This window comes from Terrabacter lapilli (genome assembly GCF_039531305.1).
GTDB classification, from domain to species: domain Bacteria; phylum Actinomycetota; class Actinomycetes; order Actinomycetales; family Dermatophilaceae; genus Terrabacter; species Terrabacter lapilli.
The window spans coordinates 323,344-342,361 of the sequence record NZ_BAAAPU010000009.1; the positions used below are offsets into that span (position 1 = coordinate 323,344).

Consider the following 19,018-nt stretch of genomic DNA (forward strand, 5'->3'; position numbering starts at 1 on the left):
GGGACAGGTGAGGTCGCTTCCGGAAACGTTCAGCGGCGTCCGACGAGCCAGAGCCGGATCTTGTCGATCCGCTGGGACACCTGCTCGGAGGAGGCGGCCGCGAGGTCCGGTCCGCCACAGACCCGCCGCAGGTCCATGTGGACGTTGGCGTGCGGCAGGCCCTTCTGGCGGGCATAGGTGGAGACGAGCTTGTTGAGCTCCTTGCGCTGCGCCGCCAGGGCCCGGTGCGCGGCGACGGGCATGGGCGCCTCGGCGCCCTTCGGCGCCTTCTTGACCTGTCGGCTCTGACGCTCGCGCAGCAGCGCCGAGACCTGGTCGGGCTCGAGCAGGCCGGGGAGCCCGAGGTACTCCTCCTCGTCCTCGGAGCCGACCTGGGCGTGCATGCCCCACTGCTGCTTGTCGAAGAGCACGTGGTCGAAGTGCGCGTCGGACTCGAGCGCCTCGAACCGTCCCTCGTCGAGGGCGCCGCTCGCCTTGTCGGCGCGGTTGGCGTCGTCGATGAGCGCCTGCTCCTCGGCCCACATCTGTCCGACGTCGTCAGGGTCGGGCTTGCGGTCGAGGGCGTGGTCGCGCTGCTCCTCCAGACGGGAGGCGTGGTCGAGGACCACCGGGACGGAGGGCAGGAACACCGACGCCGTCTCTCCGCGCCTGCGGGCCCGGACGAAGCGCCCCACGGCCTGCGCGAAGAAGAGCGGCGTCGAGGTGGAGGTCGCGTAGACGCCGACGGCCAAACGTGGCACGTCGACGCCCTCGGAGACCATCCGGACGGCGACCATCCACCGCTCGTCACTGGCCCCGAAGTCCTCGATGCGCTTGCTCGCGCCGAGGTCGTCGGACAGCACGACCGTCGGGGCCTCGCCGGTCAGCGTGCGCAGCATCGCGGCATACGCCCTGGCCTGGGTCTGGTTGGAGGCGATGACCAGGCCGCCGGCGTCCTCGACGTGCCGGCGCACCTCGGTGAGCCGGCGGTCGGCGGCGGCCAGGACGGCTGGGATCCACTCGCCCTTGGGGTCGAGGGCCGTGCGCCAGGCGTGGGCGACGAAGTCCTTGGTCATCGGCTCGCCGAGGCGGGCCTCGAGCTCGTCGCCGGCCTTGGTGCGCCAGCGCATGCTGCCGCCGTAGGCCATGAAGAGGACCGGCCGGACGACCCCGTCCCGCAGGGCCTCGGCGTAGCCGTACGTGTAGTCGCTGGAGCTGACGAGCGTGCCCTCGGCGTCGAGCTCGTAGGTGACGAACGGGATCGGCGAGGTGTCGGAGCGGAACGGGGTGCCGGTCAGCGACAGGCGGCGGGTGGCCGGCTCGAACGCCTCACGGATGCCGTCGCCCCAGCTCTTGCTGTCGCCACCGTGGTGGATCTCGTCGAGGATGACGAGGGTCGAGCGGGAGGTCGTGAGCTCGCGGTGCAGCGAGGGCCGCGACGCGACCTGGGCATAGGTCACGGCGACGCCGTGGTAGTCGTCGCTGTGCCGGCCGACGCTGTTGCTGAACTTCGGGTCGAGGCTGATGCCGACCCGGGCAGCGGCATCGGCCCACTGCGTCTTGAGGTGCTCGGTGGGAGCCACCACGGTGACGCGGTGCACCACGCCCGCGCTCAGCAGCTCGGTGGCCACGCGCAGCGCATACGTCGTCTTGCCTGCGCCGGGGGTGGCGACGGCGAGGAAGTCGCGCGGCGACTTGGCCAGGTAGAGGTCCAGCGCCTCCTGCTGCCAGGCGCGCAGCTTGCTGGCGGTACCCCACGCTGCCCGCTCCGGGAAGGCGGGTGGGAGGTGGAATGCGGCGCCGGAACTCATAGAGGGACCACCGTAACGAATCCCCCGAGGCGACATGCCGAGGGCCCCGCCTGCCGACGGGGCCCTCCGCGAGGTGGTATGCCGCCCGGTCGCGCCGCGTCGGGCAGCCGCTTGGGCGCGTGGCTCAGCGGCCCGCGCGGTAGGCCGTCCACTGGGCCTGCATGCGCGCCACCTGGCCGCTCGTGAAGGTGTTCATGCACGAGTCGTAGGTGTAGTCCATGTAGTTCTTGATCGGGTCCAGGCCCGGGCTCGAGCACGTGTCACGCCCGGTGGGGCACTGGTAGGCGGCGCTCGCCTCGGCGGGAGTGTCGTCGACGTAGTCGCCGTTGCCGCGGCACCCGCCCTGGAAGGTGTGGTAGAGCCCCACCCAGTGCCCCACTTCGTGCGTGGCGGTGTCGCCCTCGTTGTAGTGCGTGGCGCTGCCCCCGGGCAGCGAGCCGGTGAGGACGACCACGCCGTCCATGACGTCGTAGCTGCTCTTGGGGAAGGTGGCCCAACCCAGCAGCCCCTGGCCGATGTTGGCCGAGTAGAGGTTGAGGTCGGCCATGGTGCCCTTGCGCAAGGCCTTCTTCATGTCCCTCTCGGCGGTCGAGCCCGGCGTGACGGTGTACCAGGACGCGTTGCTCGTCGAGTCGGAGCCGGCCAGGGAGAAGCTGAGGCCGGTGCCCGAGTAGGCCTTGTTGAGGACGCTGACCTGGCTGCTGATCGTGCTGGCGCTCACCGCGCCCTTCGAGCCGTCGGTGATGGTGTGCCAGTAGACCCTGACCGTCGTCGATGCGAAGGCGGATCCCTGGCTCTGGGTCGTGAGGGTCCACGAGTCGGCGGGGCTCTGGCTGGCCTTGACGACCCTGCCCGCCAGGTCGCGGGTCAGCCCCTTGGCGGCCAGGGCGCGGGTCAGGGCAGCCTCGTTGGCCGCGACCTGGGCCTGCGACAGCGCGTGGGGGTCCTTGGCCGTGGTGTGCGTGCTGCGGGCACCCACGGCGCCCACGGCAACTGGGTCGAGGCAGGAGGAGCTGCCGTGGCCGTCGGCCGTGGGCGAGGCGTGGGCCGGGGCACCGAGCGCGACGGCGGCGAGCAAGAACGGAGCGGCGATAGTCAGCGAGCGAAGCTTCATCGGAGGCCTCCTGGTGCGGCGCGACCCCCGGAGCAGAAGTCGATCACAGCGACTTTAGGTATACCCCAGTCAACGGCGCAGCCCCGGCAGTTCAAGAAATCGCCAAAAATCCCGGAGTGACCGTCGGCACCCGGACGAAGCGGTCAGGAGTCGCCGTTGTCGCCGTCGCCGCCGTCCTGCGGGTCGCGCAGGCCGTCGTAGATCTCCTTGCAGACCGGGCACACGGGGAACTTCTGCGGGTCGCGGCCGGGCACCCAGATCTTGCCGCAGAGGGCCACCACGGGCTCACCGGACAGGGCGCTCTCGAGGATCTTCTCCTTGCGGACGTAGTGCGAGAAGCGCTCGTGGTCGCCGGGCTCCTGCAGCTCCTCACGGACCTCCTCGCGCTCGATCGTCGCCGTGCTCGTGCCGCGCAGCGGCTGGGGCTCGAAGGGGTCCGGAGGCATCGTGCTCATGTCGAGAGTGTATGCCGCCCTGCCGCCGCGCGAAGGAGCCGCTCCCCCGCCGGGTAGGCCCTCCACGACTCCGGCAGCGAGCCGGTGCGGCCGCTGAGGAGCACCCCGTCGACGCCGCCCTCGGGCGCCGCGGCGTCCGGGGACAGGCCGATGCGCCGCAGGGTCTGGCGTGCGACGGCGACAGGTGAGTCGAAGACGGTCACGTCCTCCCCCACCGCCGCCACGATCCGCTCGGCCACGAGGCCGTAGTGGGTGCAGCCGAGCACCAGGGAGCGCACCCCCGCGGGGGTGTGCTCGGCGGCATACGCGATGGAGTCGTCGATGGCTGCGTCGTCGCCGGCCTCGATGGCCTCCGCAAGGCCCAGGGCTGCGACGGCATGGGTCTCGACGTCGGAGGCGAAGGCGTCGACGAGGCCACGCAGGTAGGCGCTCGACGTCGTCGCCGCCGTCGCCCAGACGGCGACCGGCCCGCCCGCCACGGCCGCCGGGCGGATGGCCGGCACGGTGCCGATGACGGGCACATCGGGCTCCAGCTCGGCTCGCAGCGCCTCGAGGCCGTGCACCGAGGCGGTGTTGCAGGCCACGACGATGGCATCGGGCTCGAACGGGAGTGTCGCCCGGGCGGACGCCAGGATGAGCCTCTGGACGTCCTCGGGGGTGCGCGGACCGTACGGCATGTTGTCGGGGTCGAGCGCCAGCACCAGACCGAGGTCGGGGCGCAGCGCGTGCAGCGCATCGGCATACCCGAGGAGCCCGAGCCCGCTGTCGACGAAAGCAACTCGCCTCGTCGAACCGGGGGCATCGGGGTTCTCCTCGGCCACGCGGCCGGGGGCGTCCAGGGGGTCCACGCTCAGTTCATCGACGGGTCGTCGGGGAAGTTCGCGACGTAGGCGAGGCTGTCGCGCTGGCGGCGCAGCACCTCGCGCCAGAGTCCGTCGGGGTGCGGGGTGAAGGCGTCGCGGACCTCTGCGTCCACGACGTACCAGTCGCCCCGGAGGATCTCGCCCTCCAGCTGCCCGGACTCCCAGCCGGAGTAGCCCGCGAAGATCCGCAGGCCCGCGAGCTCGGCTGCGACCACGGGGGTGGGTGCGTCGAGGTCGACCAGCCCGATGGAGCCGAAGAGGCGCTTGACCCCGAGCGGCTCCGGCTCGTCGCCCGGCACGGTGACGAGGCCCAGGGCCGACGACGTCGACACCGGGCCTCCCTGGAAGATCACGTGCGGCGCGGTGACCACGCGCTGCCATCCCGGCAGCACGGAGTCGACCTCGGCCGACAGCGGCTTGTTGAGCACGACTCCCTGCGCTCCCCCGTCGTCGTGGTGCAGCAGGAGGATGACCGACCGGTGGAAGACGTCACCTCCGACGGAGGGCGTGGCGACCAGGAGGCGGCCGGTGTGGAAGGTCGGGCTCACGGGCCCAAGCCTTCCACACCGGGACGACTCAGAAGCGAGCGCCGCGACGACCGCCACGCTCGTCGTCGCCCCAGCGGCTGACGAGTCCCTCGCCACGCTCGCCGCGCCGGCCGCGGCGGTCGTCGCGACCTCCGCCGTGGTGCGGGCGGGAGCCACCGCGCTGGCCCTGACGGGGGCCGCGCGGGCCGGCAGGACCGCGCCGGTGCTGCTTCGGGCCGGCGATGAGCCGCTGGAAGTCGTCCTCGGCGATGGCGACACCACTGGGCGTGGTCGCGCCGGTGGCGGCGATGATCGCGTCGCCGGGCGTGGCCCGGACGGGCGCGATGTCCAGGCCCGCGTCCTTGAGCTGGCGCTCCATGGTGCGGCGCTGGTGCGGCAGGGCGAGTGTCACGACGGTGCCCTTGTCGCCGGCGCGAGCCGTGCGACCGGAGCGGTGCAGGTAGTCCTTGTGGTCGGCCGGCGGGTCGACCTGCAGGACCACCGAGACGTCGTCGACGTGGATGCCGCGGGCGGCGACGTCGGTGGCCACGAGCACCGGGAGGGTGCCGTCGCGGAAGGCGCCGAGCACGCGGTTGCGCTGGCCCTGGTTGAGGCCGCCGTGCAGGGCCGCCGCCATGACTCCCTGCTCGCGCAGCTGGAGCGCGATGCGGTCGGCGCCGAGCTTGGTCCGGCAGAAGACGACGGTGCGGCCCTCGCGGTTGGCGACCTCGGCGGTGATGACCTTCTTGTGCTGCGGGTCGATGAGCAGGACGTGGTGGTCCATGCCCTCGACCGAAGCCGTGGCGTCGTTCGTCGAGTGCGTCACCGGGTCGGTGAGGTACTTCTCGACGAGGGCATCGATGCCGCGGTCGAGCGTCGCCGAGAAGAGCAGCCGCTGGCCGTCCGCCGGGATCTTGTCGAGGCTCGTCGTGATCTCGGCCATGAAGCCCATCTCGGCCATGTGGTCGGCCTCGTCGAGGACCGTGATCGCGATGTCGTCCATCTCGACCGCGCCGCGCTCGAGCAGGTCGTTGAGGCGGCCGGGCGTCGCGATGAGGATGTCGACGCCCTTGTTGAGGGCGCTGATCTGCGTCGTGTAGCTGAGGCCACCGGCGACGAGCTTGTGGCGCAGGCCGGCCACGTGCACGAGCGGCTCGAGCGCGTCCGAGATCTGCATCGCGAGCTCGCGCGTCGGGGTGAGGATGAGTGCGTGCGGCCGGCGGGGGCGACGCTTGAGGTCGGCCTCGAGCAGCCGCGTGATGAGCGGCAGGCCGAAGGCGAGCGTCTTGCCCGACCCGGTCTGGCCGCGCCCGAGGACGTCCCGGCCCGCCAGCGCGTCGGGGATCGTCGCGGCCTGGATCGGGAACGGGGAGGTGATGCCCTCGCGGGCGAGGCGCTCGACGAGCCGCTCGGGCAGCCCGAGCGCGGCGAAGCCGTTGTCGGCGGCGACCTCGACGGGCCCGTCGGACACGTCGGCGCGGGTCGCCTTGGTCCAGTTGTCGGCGTCCATCCGCTCGGCCTCGGCGTCCTCGAAACTCATCGGCGCCGCGTCTACGAAGCGGTCGCCGCTGCTGGTACGGCGGTCGAACGAGGGACGGTCGTCGCGGCGCTGGAAGCCACGCTCGCCACGGTCGTCGCGGCGCTGGAAGCCACGCTCGCCACGGTCGTCGCGGCGCTGGAAGCCGCGGTCACCGCGGTCATCACGACGGTCGTAGGACGGACGCTCGTCACGGCGCTGGTAGCCACCGCGGTCATCACGGCGGTCGAAGGACGGACGGTCCTCGCGGCGCTGGAAGCCACGGTCGCCACGGTCGTCACGGCGCTGGTAACCACCGCGGTCATCACGGCGGTCGAAGGACGGACGGTCCTCGCGGCGCTGGAAACCACGGTCGCCACGGTCGTCACGGCGCTGGTAGCCACCGCGGTCATCACGGCGGTCGAACGACGGACGGTCCTCGCGGCGCTGGAAGCCACGCTCGCCACGGTCGCCACGGTCGTCACGGCGCTGGTAGCCACCGCGGTCATCACGGCGGTCGAACGACGGACGGTCCTCGCGGCGCTGGAAACCACGGTCGCCACGGTCGTCACGGCGCTGGTAGCCACCGCGGTCGTCGCGACGGTCGTACGAGCGGTTCTCGTCACGTGAGGGGCGCCACTCACGGCCGCCGACGTGCGAGGAGCCGGACGAGGCCGGGCGGGAGCTCTTGGGGCCGGAGAAGGAGCCGGCGCCCTGCCCGCGGTGGGGCTTCTTGGTTGCGGCGGCCTTCTTCTCGGTGGACCAGCGGGCCTTCTTGGGCGCGCCGGAGGAGGTGTGCTTGGGCATTGCGTATTCAACTCTCTGACTCGAGCAGACTTCGTCTCGAGCCGCGAGTCACCACGACCATGCAGACGAGCCTCAGGCGCAGCACGGTCGTGCGCCCACGTGTACCGGTCCCCGGCATCTGTGCCGTCCGGTGTTCGGATCCGCTCCGCGTCGGTGTCGGGCCGCACCTGTCTGGCGCGATCTTCCGGTGGGGTGTCACCTCGTCGGGTGAGCCTGCCCGCCGGGCATCACCGGCGCCATCTCTCCCGTCGTGATCCGAGGAGACCTCGGAGTCGGATATCGCCCAGTCTACCAGCGCCTCGCGGGGCGCCTGACCACGAGGGCGGCCGCGGCGATCGCCACACCGACCAGGTCGACGGCCGCGTCCCACGGGTCGCCGGAGCGTCCGGGCAGCGCGAAGTGCTGCACGAGCTCGCTCACCGGGGCGTGCAGCGCGAAGATCACGACGGCGGTGCGTACCGAGCCGAGGGCCCGCCCCACGGCATACGTCGGCACCGCGAAGACCAGCAGGTGGACGACCTTGTCGGTCCAGCTGACCGGGCCCTCGACGGTGACGACGGGCCAGTAGAGGACGAGCAGCTGCGCCACGACCGCGATGACCGCGACGCCGGTGACGAGCCAGGTCGGTGGAGCAGATCGTCGCGGAAGGCTCGTCATGGGACGGCAGTCTAGGTAGGTTCGAGCCCACCCTCATCCGCTCCCGTCGATCTGCAGCGACGACGATGACGCCCACCGGGAGGACCGCCATGGCCGAGCGCACGGTCACCGTCACGGGCACCGGGAGGGCCGCGGTCTCCCCCGACGTCGTACTCCTGGACCTGCGCGTCGGGCAGGACGCCGAGGACGTCGCGGCTGCCCTGGCCGGCGCCTCGGAGGGCATCGCCCGGGTGGGGTCGATCGTGCGCGGCGCGGGCGTCGCGGACGCCGACATCCGCACCCTCGACGCGACGGTGAGCCAGCGCTGGGACAACACCGGCGCCGCGGTCGGTTTCACGGCGCAGCAGCGGCTCACGGTGACGGTGCGCCGGCTCGAGTCGGTCGGCGAGATCCTCGCGTCCGCCGCGTCCGCCGTCGGCAACGCGCTGCTCGTCGACCAGGTGCGGCTCGACGTGTCGGACCGCAGCGACGGGCTCCGCCGTGCCCGGGACGCCGCCTTCGCCGAGGCCCGGGAGAAGGCGCAGCAGTATGCCGGCCTCTCCGGCGCTCAGCTCGGCGTGGTCCTCGGGGTGGCCGAGGCCGGCGCCGTCCCGGTCCAGGGTCGCCAGCTGACGATGATGGCAGCCGCCATGGACTCCGCCGGCATGCCCGTCGAGGGTGGCAACCTCGACCTCGCCGCCTCGGTCACGGTGACGTGGGAGCTGCGCTGACGGCGGAATACCCGTCGGGCACCATCCGTTGGTAGGGGCATGGCTACCACTGACCTGACCGCGCAGTCCTTCGAGAAGACCGTCCTCGACAACGACATCGTCCTGGTCGACTTCTGGGCCTCCTGGTGCGGCCCGTGCCGCCAGTTCGCGCCCGTCTACGACGCCGCCTCGCAGAGCGGCGACAACGAGGGCATCGTCTTCGGCAAGGTCGACACCGAGGCCGAGCAGGCGCTCGCGTCGGCAGCCAACATCACCTCGATCCCCACGCTGATGGCCTTCAAGGAGGGCGTGCTCGTCTTCGCCCAGCCGGGCGCCCTCCCCCAAGCGGCGCTGCAGGACGTCATCCAGCAGGTCAAGAACCTCGACATGGCCCCGATCAAGGCGCAGATGGCCGCCGAGGCCGCCGGCGCCGCGCCCGCCGAGGCGCCGACCGAGCAGGCCTGAGCAGCCGGCCAGGACGGCCCGCACCGACGCGCAGTGCACGCGTCACCGCATACGAAGGAGGGCGTCCCGCGAACGGGACGCCCTCCTTCGTGCTGACGAGCAACAGCGTGACGTGGCCACCACGAGTGGTGGAGGTGGCGGGAATTGAACCCGCGTCCGATGACGAGAAACCAGGGCTTCTCCGGGTGCAGTGCGCTATGGCTTTTCTCGGCCTCAGGGCTCGCACGCACACGTCCCCTGACAGGCCCAGTTGAGTAAGAGTCCCGCACAGCCCCCCAACATGACTGCGCAGCAAGTTTCCTAGCTGATGCCAGGCACTGAGTCGGAAACTAGCTCAGGCTGACAGACTTCGAGGCTCGCTCAGGCGGCGAGGGCGAAGTCGGTGCGCTTGGAATTGGCACCTATTGTTTTGCAAGGAGCGTTAACGAGATAACCCTGCATCCTCGACCCGCTTCCCCTGGTGCGTCGACCACCGTCGAAACCGATCACCCCCATGGGGGTGTCCACGTCACGCTGTTGACTTGTCAAGCTGCCCTGCACACCAGCCCGTGACCGGGTGGAGTGAACAGTATGCAGGAGGAACGCTCGAGCGGTCCAAGGCATTCCCGATGCCGGCCCGCCGCCCGGGCCTCTGCGCCCCTCGCCCCGCTAGGCTGCGGGCGTGGTCGGTCCAGGCCACGCGCGCACCCCGGAGGTCCGATGTCGAGCAAGGTCCCCGAGCCGGACGCGACGCCCGTCGTGTCCAGCGGGAGCGGGCAGGTCGCCGCGCCCTTCGCCGGGGTCGTCACGCTCGCCGTGGCGCCGGGCGACGAGGTCGCCGCCGGGGCGGTGGTGGCGACGATCGAGGCCATGAAGCTCGAGGCCGGGCTCACGGCACCGTGCAGTGGCACCGTCCGTCGGGTCGCCGTCGGCCCGCAGCAGCAGGTGGAGGGCGGCGACGTGCTCGTCGTCATCGGCTGAGCCCCCGGCGCCGCCGCGCGGGGACCTTCGTCAGGCGGCGAGGCCGCGCACCAGCCGCAGCGCCTCCTCGACCGACCCCGTGACGTCGGGGATCGGGAACAACGTGGCCCGCACGACGCGGTGGTGGTCGACGACCAGCGTCAGCCGGCGCAGCCGCGTCGTGCCTCCTGCCCGGAAGGTGGGCAGGCGCAGGGCGGTCGTCAGCTCGAGGTCGGCGTCCGACAGCAGCGGGAAGCGTATGCCGTTCGCCGCGGCGAAGTCCGCCTGCTCGCCGGGGCGCTGGGTGGAGACCCCGACGACCGCCGCGCCGAGCGCGGCGAACTCGCCGAGCCGGTCGCGGTAGGTGCACGACTCGAGGGTGCAGCCGATGCCCCCGGGGACCTCGTCGGCGCCCGGGAAGGCATTGCCCGGGTAGCAGTAGACGACGGTGAACGGCTGGTCGGCCACGGGGTCGAGGGTCTGCAGCAGCGGGATCTCGGCCCCGACGAGCGAGCCGACCCTCGCCACCTCGTTCGAGTCGGGGTCGGCGCCCGCGTCGGGCCGGCCGTCGCCGAGCAGCCACGTGTCACCGAACTCCTGCAGCGCCGTCAGGACCGGCAGCGCGCCCCGACCCAGTGCCGTGAGGAGGTACTCGTGACGAGGCGGCCGGTCGGAGTACGCCCGGCGCTCGAGCACCCCGTCGGCGACGAGGGCCTCCAGCCGCTGGGCCAGGACCTTGCGGGAGATCCCGGTCTCGTCGACGAGCCGGTCGAAACGCGTACGGCCACCGGCGACCTCGCGCAGGACGAGCAGGCTCCACGGGTCGCCGATGACGCCGACCGCCTGCGCGATGCCGCACGTGTCGTCAGCCGGAGGCCTGCGTCTGGTCACACCGCCATCCTATGTCGGTTTCTTTTGGGAACTCACTGTGGTCTGATGTGCGGGTGCGAGACCTCCGTGACCTCCCCCGCGTCGTCTGGGTGCTGGCCGCCGGCCGCTTCGTCAGCTCCGCCAGCTCCTTCCTGATGCTCTTCCTCGTGCTCTACCTGACCGGACCACGCGGCCTCGAGGTCGTGCCGGCCGGTCTCATCGCAGGCTCGAACGGCGTCGGCGCCCTCCTCGGCAACTTCACGGGCGGCCGGTTCGCCGACCTGTACGGGCACCGCCGCGCCCTCCTCGTCTCGGCCACGGTCGTCGGCGTCCTCACCGCCCTCATCCCGTGGCAGCCCACGTGGCTGCTGGCCGTGACGATGCCGATCACCGGCTACCTCGGGGCGCTGGCCTCGCTGTGCCAGGGAGCGCTGGCGGCCCTCGCCGTGCCGGCCGGGTCGCGGCGCTCCTCCGTGGCCGTCGGCCGCGCAGCGTCCAACGCCGGCTTCGTCATCGGTCCCCCTCTCGGGGCGCTGCTCGCCAGCCGTGGCTACGACACCCTCTTCGTCCTCGACGGCGTGCTGACGCTGGTGCTGCGACACGCGACCTCCCGCCTGCTGCCGCCGGGTGGGCCCGTCACTCGCCGGCCGGGCGCGCCGACCGGCCTGTGGCGGGCCGTGCGTGCCGACCGTTCGCTGCTGCTGCTCCTGCCGGGCGTCGTGCTCGTCGACCTCGTCTACCGGCAGCTCTACTCCACCCTGCCGCTCTACCTGCGCGACCACGGGCAGCCGCTCGCCCTGTACACGCTCCTCGTCGCGCTGGGTTCGGGGCTGATCCTCGCGCTCGAGATCCCCGTCGCCCTGTGGCTGCGGCACCGCCCGGCCCTACCCGTCGTCGCCACCGGCTACGCGCTGGTGGCCATCGGGTTCGTGACTTTCGGGGCCACCTGGTTCGGGGTGGCGGCTGCCGCGGTGTCCGGCATGGTCGTGCTCACCGCCGGCGAGATCCTCTACAAGACCACCGCCACGGCGCACGTGCTCGACTCGGCCCCGGGGCACCTCGTCGGCCGGTACCAGGGGCTCTACACGGGCGCGGCCACGAGCGGCACGATGCTGTCGGCGCCCCTCGGGGGCATCGTGTACGCCGCCGCGCCGGGAGCGTTGTGGCCGTTCTGTGGCGTCGTGGCCGGCCTCGGCGCCGTCCTGGCGCTCGCCTCCGCCCGGACCCCGGCGTCCCCGGCAGCGGGAACCGAGGGCGTGGCGCCCGAGGCCGCGGCAGGTCAGGTCAGGTGATCGCCGGCAGGGTCTGGGAGTGGTCGAGCACCCCGCCGAAGAGGTCGCCGCGCTCGTCGATCCGGTCGAGCACCGTGCGCATCGTCCAGCGGTCGGGCCGCAGCTCGGGGTCCTCGAGCTCGTCCCAGGTGATCGGCGCGGACACGGGGGCCCCGGGAGCCGGCCGAGGGCTGTAGGGCGCCACGAGGGTCTTGTTGACGGCGTTCTGGGTGTAGTCCAGCCGCGCCAGACCCGACCGGTCGCGCTTCTGCCACCTCCAGCTCACCAGCTCGGGCAGCACCGCTCCGACGGTCCGTGACACCCGCTCGACCCACTCCCGCGTCTCGTCGAAGCCGGGGCCGCGGGCGATCGGCACCCAGACCTGGATGCCGCGGCGCCCCGTCACCTTCGGGTAGGCCCGCACCTGCAGGTGCTCGAAGGCCGTCCGGTGGAGCCTGGCCAGCTCGACCACCTCCTCCCACGAGGTGTGCTCCCCGGGGTCGATGTCGAAGAGCGCGTAGTCGGGACGGTCCGGAGCCCGCGTCGAGGAGGTCCACGGGTGCCACTCGAGCGCGCCGAACCCGGCGGCCCAGACCAGCGCGGCCGGCTCGTCGACCACGAGGTACGTCTTCGTCTCGCCGGGGTCGGCGTCGGGGTTGTCCCACCGTGGCAGCCACGCCGGCGCGCGCGGTGGCACCTCCTTGTGCCAGAAGCCCTTCTCCTGCGCCCCGTCGGGGTAGCGGTGCAGGTTGAGAGCCCTGCCACGCAGGTAGGGCAGGAGCACGGGGGCGATGCGGGCGGCATACGCCAGCAGCTCACGCTTGGTCACCGGCGGCTCGCCGTCGCGCCCCGGGAAGAGCACCTTGTCGAGGTTCGTCACCCGCAGGGTGCGGCCGTGGACCGTCCACCGGCCCTCGCCACCGAGCTGCGCCAGCTCCTCCAGGGCGGCCAGCTCGGCCGCGGAGGGCGCCGGCACCGCCTGGCCGCCGACGGGGACGGCCGCGCGGTCGGCCGGCAGGTCCGAGTGCCACACCAGCTGCGGCTGCGCCCTGACCTGCTCGTTGGTGCGGCCGCTGCGCACCGAGGTGGGGTGGTCCTCGGCGTCCCAGCCGGCCTGCGCCCACCGGTCGTGCTTGTGCAGCAGCAGCCACTGCTCCTTCCCCGAACCGGACGTCCCGCCGCCGTCCCGGTCGCTGCGGACGAGGACGAAGCGCCCGCGCAGCCGCTCGCCGGCCATGTCGAGGTGCAGCTCACCGTCACGGACCGCCTGGCCGGGGTCGTCCGTGCCGTGCGGCGCCCACAGCCCGGCGTCCCACACGATGACGTCGCCACCGCCGTACTCGCCCGCGGGGATGACGCCCTCGAAGGTCTCGTACTCCAGCGGGTGGTCCTCGACGTGGACGGCCAGGCGCCGCACGCCGGGGTCGAGGGTCGGGCCACGCGGCACGGCCCAGCTGACCAGGACGCCGTCGATCTCGAGGCGGAAGTCGTAGTGCAGGCGCCGGGCGCGATGGCGCTGGACGACGAAGCGCCGCCGGCCGTCGGGCGCCGGAGGGGCCACGGCTCCGGCCGGTTCGGCGGTACGCGTGAAGTCGCGCTTGCGCCGGTACGGCTCCAGCAGGTCGGCGGTCGTGCCCGTGGCCATGCCCGGTGCTTACCCACTGCGGTGCCGGCAGGCGGTCAGCTCACCACGAGCCGGAGGACGAGCCGCCGCCACCGCCGCCGGAGAAGCCGCCGCCACCGAAGCCGGATGAACCCGAGGAGCCGGGCGTGGACGTGAAGGTGCCGGTCGAGGTCGTCGAGAAGGACTCGACGCCGGAGGCGATGCTCGTGAAGTCGGGGAACGCGGTGCCGCTCCAGACGTACCACGTCGGCATGAGCAGCGGCTGGTTGGCGGCCTCCGCGGCCCTCGCGACGTCGGCGAACGTGCGGGCCCACCGGTCGGCGACCCCGAAGACGACGGCATACGGCAGGTAGCGGCTGAAGATGTTCGACGCCTCCTCGAAGGCGATCTGGCCGGCCTCCGCGGTCGTGAGGTACTCCTTGAACCCGAGCGACTGCGCGAGCACCGCCGACCCCTCGGCCGTCTTGGCGGCCATCCGGCCGCCGAGCACCCACACGATGACGCCGGCCAGCAGCAGCCCGACCCCCAGCGCCACTCCCCCCGAGAACCCGCCGCCCAGGATGGCGCTGATCGCGGGCCGGCCGTAGAAGAGGAGCAGGCCGCCGAGCACGGCGATGACGATGCCGAGGGCCTGCCAGGCCCCCCGCTGGGTCTGCGGCGACGAGCGGAACCAGCCCCGCGTCACGACCTCCTGGTACATCTGGCGCTGGATGGCCTTGAGCGTGGACGCGAACGTGTTCTTCAGCTCCGAGAGCTGCACGACGTCGCCCCGCGTGGAGAAGATGCCGTCGAGAAGGCTCTGCTCGTAGGGCAGCAGCCGCTCACGGGCCGGCGGGTCGAGCCGCGTCAGCGTCCAGTCGGTGCGGCTGAACATGCCGCCGCCCTCGTTCTCCTCGATGCGCAGGAACCCGCGCACCGCGAGGTCGATGACGGTGGCCGACACGTCGATGGGGTTGGCCGTCTCGTCGATGATCGTGCCGACCATCCCGGGCTGGACGCCCTTCGGCGGCTGGAACTGCACGGCGACGGTCGGGGAACCGCCGCGGACGATGCCCGGGCCGCCTGGCCCGTCCGGGCCGGCGCCGCTGCCGCCGGCGCTCGGAACCGGCGACAGGCCGGGGGTCAGGCCGGCGTAGCGCTCGTCGCGGCCGCGCGTCCAGACCAGCGTGCCCATGACGGCGAGGGCGAGGATCGGGGCTCCCACGCCGCCGATCCAGGCCGCCGCGTTGACGGCTGGTGCGGCCTCGGACCCGACCGTGGAGTCGGCGCCGCCGTTGCGCACGTCGGGCCGCACGTCGCCGAACGCCGAGGCCGGGTAGGAGGCGACGACCGTCATCGCATCACCCGACGCGAGGGGGCCGGCAGAGAAGCGGGAGGGATCCCCCGGGCTGCTCGAGCACTCGGTCGTGGACCCGGTCGGGCCCGAGAAGCACAGCACCTTGGTGGCGGCGGCGGGCGCGTTGACCGTGACGGAGACGCGGTCGCGCTCGGTCAGCTCGTTGCTGCCGAACACGTTGTAGTTGAGCTCGACCGTGGCGGGCGGTGTGGTGCCCGTGGCCGGCTTGCCGTCCGCGGTGATGGGGTTGAGCACGTTGTGGAGGGTGTAGGAGACCTTGTAGACCTGTGTGCCGCTCGTGTACTCGCTCGCCGAGCCGATGCGGATCTGCTTGGCCGCGCCGTTGTCGATGACCCGGAAGGTGTCCGGCGCACCGCTCGGGCTGCTCACCGCGACGTCGGTCAGGTCGAAGTAGCGGTAGCGGTTCTCCTGGTTGTCGTAGCCCATCCGCACGACGATGTTGCGGAAGATGCCGTGTTGCTGCTGACCGGTCGGGAACCGCCAGGTGATGGTCTCGGTGACCTTCATGCTCCCGTCGGACTGCAGGTCGTACGCGGCCACGAAGGCGTCCATGCCCTCGCCACCCGCGGCGCGGGCGGAACCGGCCGGGCCCGCCAGCACCAGCAGGAGGCCCACGAGGACGGCGAACATCCCGCCTGCTCGGCGGCTTCGCAGCCCGCGGGCTCGGGTCGGCCGGCTGGGTCCGTCAGGTCCCGTCATCGGAGTCCTTCCACGTCATCGCTCCCTTGCATCCTGACACCGGACGCTGCATGTGGGGGTGCGGTTCCCGACGGTGGGCGCCGGCTCGCGCTCAGCGCCCCCGAGAGGGAGTCGGTGGCGGCTCGGTGGCGGCTCGGTGGCGGCTCGATGGCGGCTCGGTGGCCGGCTCGATGGCGGCTCAGTGGCGGCGGTTGGCGGCAGCCATGGCGCGGGCAGCCTCGCGGTTGTCCTGGCGCTCGCGCAGGGCGTGGCGCTTGTCGTACTCCTTCTTGCCGGTCGCGATCGCGATCTCCACCTTGGCCCGGCCGTCCTTGAAGTACAGGGCCAGCGGCACGATGGTCCGCCCGCTCTCGCGCGTCTTCTGCGCGATCTTCTCGAGCTCGGCACGGTGCAGCAGCAGCTTGCGCTTGCGCCGCGGGGCGTGGTTGTTCCAGGTGCCGTTGAGGTACTCGGGGATGTGGACGTTCTCGAGGTAGAGCTCGTCGCCCGTGAACATCGCGAAGCCGTCCACGAGCGAGGCGCGCCCCATCCGCAACGCCTTGACCTCGGTCCCGGACAGCACGATGCCGGCCTCGAAGGTGTCGCCGATCAGGTAGTCGTGTCGGGCCTTGCGGTTGCTCGCGATGAGCGACCGCCCCTTCTCCTTGGGCACCGGACCATCCTTCCGAGTCGGTCTGCAGCGCGTCCTCAGGTGCGGGCCGGCTGCTCGTGGTGCGACCGCGCGGCGCGGTCGACCTGCCAACGCTACCCCGAAGCCCGGCTGTCCTCCGAGCCGGTTTCGCGGCCCGCCCCGACGGTCAGAGCCAGTTGCGCGGGTCGACCGGTGTGCCGTCCTCGTAGACGCCGAAGTGCAGGTGGCAGCCCGTCGAGTAGCCGGTCGTGCCCGAGTAGCCGATGAGCTGGCCGCGGTTCACCGGGCCGCCGAAGTCGACGATGCTCGTCAGGTGGTTGTAGGTCGTCACGAGGTCCACGCCACGGTGCATCCCGTGGTCGATGACGACCTGGTTGCCCCAGCCGCTCTCACGCCAGCCGGCACGGATGATCTGACCCGGCGCGGCGGCATACACGGGGGTGCCGCAGGGAATGCCCCAGTCGAGACCGTCGTGCAGCATCCACTTCTGCAGGATCGGGTGCCAGCGCATGCCGAAGCCGGAGGTCGTCGGGCCGTTGGCGGGGTAGGTCAGGTAGTTCGACGGCGTCGAGTCGACGGGCACGACCACGGGCGGCGGCGGCTTCGGGGTGTACGTCCTACCCGCCTTGGCGGCGGCGGCCGCCTTGGCGCGCTCGGCCCGGATCCTGGCTTGGCGCTGCGCCTCGAGCTTGGCCCTGAGAGCGGCGATGCGCTTCTGCTCGGCGATGCGAGCCTGGCGGGCCCGCTCGACCAGGATGCCCTGCAGGCGCGCCGACTCGGCCTGCGCTGCGGCCAGGTCGGCCGCCTCGCTCTGCTTCTGGGCGGCGAGGTCGGCTGCGGCCGCGGACTGCTTGGCCTTGAGCTGGTCGAGCTGGGTCTTGGCGGCTGCGGCGTTCTGGGCCGCGGTGACCGCGTTGTTCTTGGCGACGATGGCCTGGTTCTTTGCCTGGGTCGCGGCAGCGGCGGCGGCCTCGGCGCCCTTCAGCGCGATCTCGGCCTGGCGCTTGAGCTCGGCGATCTCACCGCGGACGGAGGTCAGGTAGGCGCGGGTCGAGGTGTTGTCGACCGTCATCGCCGCGAGCTTGTCGATGGTGTCGCTGGCGACGGCGCTGGCCGTGTCGGCCATGACGAGGCGGTTGGCGAAGTCCTCCGGCGACGTCGAGCCGAAGACCAGGCCGATCTGCGACTCCTGGCTCGAGCCCTGGAACACCTCGGCGGCATACGAGTCGAGGGCGTCCTGGCTGCTGACGAGGTCGGTCGAGCTCTTGGCGAGCTGCTCCCTGGCACGCTGCTCGTTGGCCTGCGCGACGGCGAGCTTCTGCGCGACGTCGTCGTTGTGGGCCCGGGCCTTGGCCTCGGCGGCGATGGCACGCGCCTCGGTCGCCTCCGCCGCGACCTGCGCGGCCTGGGCGCGCGCCTGGGCGGCCTGGGCCGAGGCCACCCGCTGCTGCGCGAGGGGCAGGGCTGCGTTGGTCCGCTCCAGGTTGACGTACGCCCGGGCGAGCGAGGCGTTGGTGCCCTCGAGCTGCTGCCCCAGGGCGGCGATCCGCTGGTCGTTGCGCTTCTTCTGGTCCGAGACCGAGTCAGCCCGCGCGCCCAGGGCCGACCCCAGGGAGACGGTGCAGGTCAGCGCGAGCCCAGCGGCCGTGAGTCGGGTCGCGGTGCGATTGCCGCGGAAGCGCCACATGTGCCACATAAGCTCCATTGGTACCACAGGTCACAGCGGTAGGAGTGGGTTCGAGGCTTTTCTGCCGCGCACAGCATGCCGCCCCGGACGGGCCGGGCGGGCGAGAACGCAGCAGATCGGGACGCCGGGCGGGCGGCTCAGACGCGCAGGTAGCGGCGGAGCGTCACCCACGAGGTCAGGCTCGAGAGCACCACAACGCCGACGATGACGAAGGGAGCGACGTAGTAGACGTCGGTCACTCCGATGAACGCGGTGTCGGTCAGGGTCTGGCTCAGGAAGCCGACCACGCCGTAGCGGACGGTGGCCCACAGCATCGCCATGGCCAGCACCGCGCCGAGCACGCTCGACAGGACCGTCTCCATGACGAACGGGAAGCGGATCGTGAAGTTGGAAGCGCCGACCAGCCGCATGATCCCGGTCTCGCGACGCCTGCTGAACGCGGTCTGCCGGATGGTGGTGGAGATCAGCATGACCGCCGCGAAGACCATGAGCGAGGACAGCGCGATGGCCGCCCACGACACGGTGTTCATGAAGGTGAAGAACTTCTCGAGGAGCTTCTTCTGGTCTTGCACGTCGGCCACCCCGGGCATGCCCTTGATCGAGCTCGCGACGACGTCGAACTTGCTCGGGTCGCCCAGGTTGACCCGGTAGGAGTCGGCGAAGTACGACTCCCCCGCACGCGCCAGCGGCGAGTTCTGGTACGTCTGCTTGAAGCGGTCGTACGCCTCGTCGCGCGACTCGTAGAAGACGTCCTTGACGGTGGGGCGCAGCGAGTCGAGCTCGGCCTTGATCGCCTCGCGCTGCGCATCGGTGGTCGGCTCACCGGCGCAGTTGGTGAAGCGGGTCTTCTCGGCGCAGAGCAGGACCGTGACCTGGACACGGTCGTACCAGTAGTCCTTCATGGTGTCGACCTGCCGCTGGCCCATCAGGCCCAGGCCCAGCAGGTACATGGAGATCATCGTGACGATGACCACCGAGACGGCCATCGAGAGGTTGCGTCGGAGGCCGTTGCCGATCTCGCCGAGCAGGAACTGGAATCGCATGTCGTGTCTCGCTC

The 19,018-nt window shown here is 71.9% G+C and carries 17 protein-coding genes and 1 other RNA gene; 4 read left to right on the plus strand and 14 right to left on the minus strand.

Features of this window, described 5'->3' with window-relative positions:
- Positions 1–29 precede the first annotated feature (29 nt).
- From ABD241_RS16415 to ABD241_RS16445, 7 genes are all read right to left on the minus strand, one after another.
- Positions 30–1,790 carry a DEAD/DEAH box helicase gene (locus ABD241_RS16415; protein ID WP_344065016.1) on the minus strand — a complete coding sequence of 587 codons (1,761 nt, stop codon included), beginning with the start codon at positions 1,788–1,790 and terminating at the stop codon, positions 30–32.
- Between the two features lie 124 nt (positions 1,791–1,914).
- Entirely contained in the window at positions 1,915–2,904 is a 990-nt protein-coding gene (locus ABD241_RS16420) for a zinc metalloprotease (RefSeq protein ID WP_344065019.1), read from the minus strand.
- A gap of 143 nt (positions 2,905–3,047) precedes the next feature.
- Positions 3,048–3,359, minus strand: coding sequence for a DUF3039 domain-containing protein (locus tag ABD241_RS16425; protein ID WP_142186024.1), 312 nt, complete (start codon positions 3,357–3,359; stop codon positions 3,048–3,050).
- Positions 3,356–4,207 carry a glutamate racemase gene (locus ABD241_RS16430; protein WP_344065022.1) on the minus strand — a complete coding sequence of 284 codons (852 nt, stop codon included), beginning with the start codon at positions 4,205–4,207 and terminating at the stop codon, positions 3,356–3,358. The genes ABD241_RS16425 and ABD241_RS16430 overlap by 4 nt, the downstream gene beginning before the upstream one ends.
- Positions 4,208–4,209: 2 nt before the next feature.
- Positions 4,210–4,770 (minus strand): YqgE/AlgH family protein, encoded by a 561-nt coding sequence (locus ABD241_RS16435; protein ID WP_344065025.1) that lies wholly within the window; start codon positions 4,768–4,770, stop codon positions 4,210–4,212.
- Between the two features lie 28 nt (positions 4,771–4,798).
- A complete protein-coding gene (locus tag ABD241_RS16440; RefSeq protein WP_344065028.1) occupies positions 4,799–7,072 on the minus strand; it encodes a DEAD/DEAH box helicase in 2,274 nt (757 codons plus the stop codon).
- A 288-nt stretch (positions 7,073–7,360) separates the two neighbouring features.
- Positions 7,361–7,729 (minus strand): VanZ family protein, encoded by a 369-nt coding sequence (locus ABD241_RS16445; protein WP_344065031.1) that lies wholly within the window; start codon positions 7,727–7,729, stop codon positions 7,361–7,363.
- Positions 7,730–7,818: 89 nt separating this feature from the next.
- On the opposite strand from ABD241_RS16445, the gene ABD241_RS16450 reads away from it, so the two are divergent.
- Positions 7,819–8,439 carry an SIMPL domain-containing protein gene (locus ABD241_RS16450; protein ID WP_344065034.1) on the plus strand — a complete coding sequence of 207 codons (621 nt, stop codon included), beginning with the start codon at positions 7,819–7,821 and terminating at the stop codon, positions 8,437–8,439.
- A gap of 39 nt (positions 8,440–8,478) precedes the next feature.
- The gene (gene trxA / locus ABD241_RS16455; protein ID WP_344065037.1) at positions 8,479–8,883 is read left to right on the plus strand and encodes a thioredoxin; all 405 of its coding nucleotides are present in this window, start codon (positions 8,479–8,481) and stop codon (positions 8,881–8,883) included.
- A gap of 126 nt (positions 8,884–9,009) precedes the next feature.
- On the opposite strand, the gene ssrA is transcribed toward trxA, so the two are convergent.
- Positions 9,010–9,376: a transfer-messenger RNA gene (gene ssrA / locus ABD241_RS16460) on the minus strand.
- Between the two features lie 206 nt (positions 9,377–9,582).
- Between ssrA and ABD241_RS16465 the strand changes: the two genes are divergently transcribed.
- Complete coding sequence (locus ABD241_RS16465) at positions 9,583–9,843, plus strand: biotin/lipoyl-containing protein (protein ID WP_425580802.1); 261 nt, start codon at positions 9,583–9,585, stop codon at positions 9,841–9,843.
- Positions 9,844–9,873: 30 nt separating this feature from the next.
- On the opposite strand, the gene ABD241_RS16470 is transcribed toward ABD241_RS16465, so the two are convergent.
- Positions 9,874–10,713, minus strand: a complete 840-nt coding sequence (locus ABD241_RS16470) for a winged helix-turn-helix transcriptional regulator (protein WP_344065040.1) — start codon at positions 10,711–10,713, stop codon at positions 9,874–9,876.
- 53 nt (positions 10,714–10,766) lie between these two features.
- Between ABD241_RS16470 and ABD241_RS16475 the strand changes: the two genes are divergently transcribed.
- Complete coding sequence (locus ABD241_RS16475) at positions 10,767–11,984, plus strand: MFS transporter (RefSeq protein ID WP_344065043.1); 1,218 nt, start codon at positions 10,767–10,769, stop codon at positions 11,982–11,984.
- Here ABD241_RS16475 and ligD read toward each other — a convergent pair.
- The 5 genes from ligD to ftsX form a co-directional block, all read right to left on the minus strand.
- Positions 11,977–13,608 carry a non-homologous end-joining DNA ligase gene (gene ligD, locus ABD241_RS16480; protein WP_344065046.1) on the minus strand — a complete coding sequence of 544 codons (1,632 nt, stop codon included), beginning with the start codon at positions 13,606–13,608 and terminating at the stop codon, positions 11,977–11,979. The two genes, ABD241_RS16475 and ligD, sit on opposite strands and share 8 nt — an antisense overlap.
- 40 nt (positions 13,609–13,648) lie before the next feature.
- Positions 13,649–15,574 (minus strand): DUF2207 domain-containing protein, encoded by a 1,926-nt coding sequence (locus tag ABD241_RS16485; protein WP_344065049.1) that lies wholly within the window; start codon positions 15,572–15,574, stop codon positions 13,649–13,651.
- Positions 15,575–15,821: 247 nt separating this feature from the next.
- Complete coding sequence (smpB, locus tag ABD241_RS16490) at positions 15,822–16,295, minus strand: SsrA-binding protein SmpB (RefSeq protein WP_142186001.1); 474 nt, start codon at positions 16,293–16,295, stop codon at positions 15,822–15,824.
- A 145-nt stretch (positions 16,296–16,440) separates the two neighbouring features.
- Positions 16,441–17,961, minus strand: a complete 1,521-nt coding sequence (locus ABD241_RS16495) for a peptidoglycan DD-metalloendopeptidase family protein (protein WP_344065054.1) — start codon at positions 17,959–17,961, stop codon at positions 16,441–16,443.
- A 137-nt stretch (positions 17,962–18,098) separates the two neighbouring features.
- On the minus strand, positions 18,099–19,004 hold the full coding sequence (gene ftsX, locus ABD241_RS16500) for a permease-like cell division protein FtsX (RefSeq protein WP_344065057.1): 906 nt from the start codon (positions 19,002–19,004) through the stop codon (positions 18,099–18,101).
- Between the last annotated feature and the right edge of the window lie 14 nt (positions 19,005–19,018).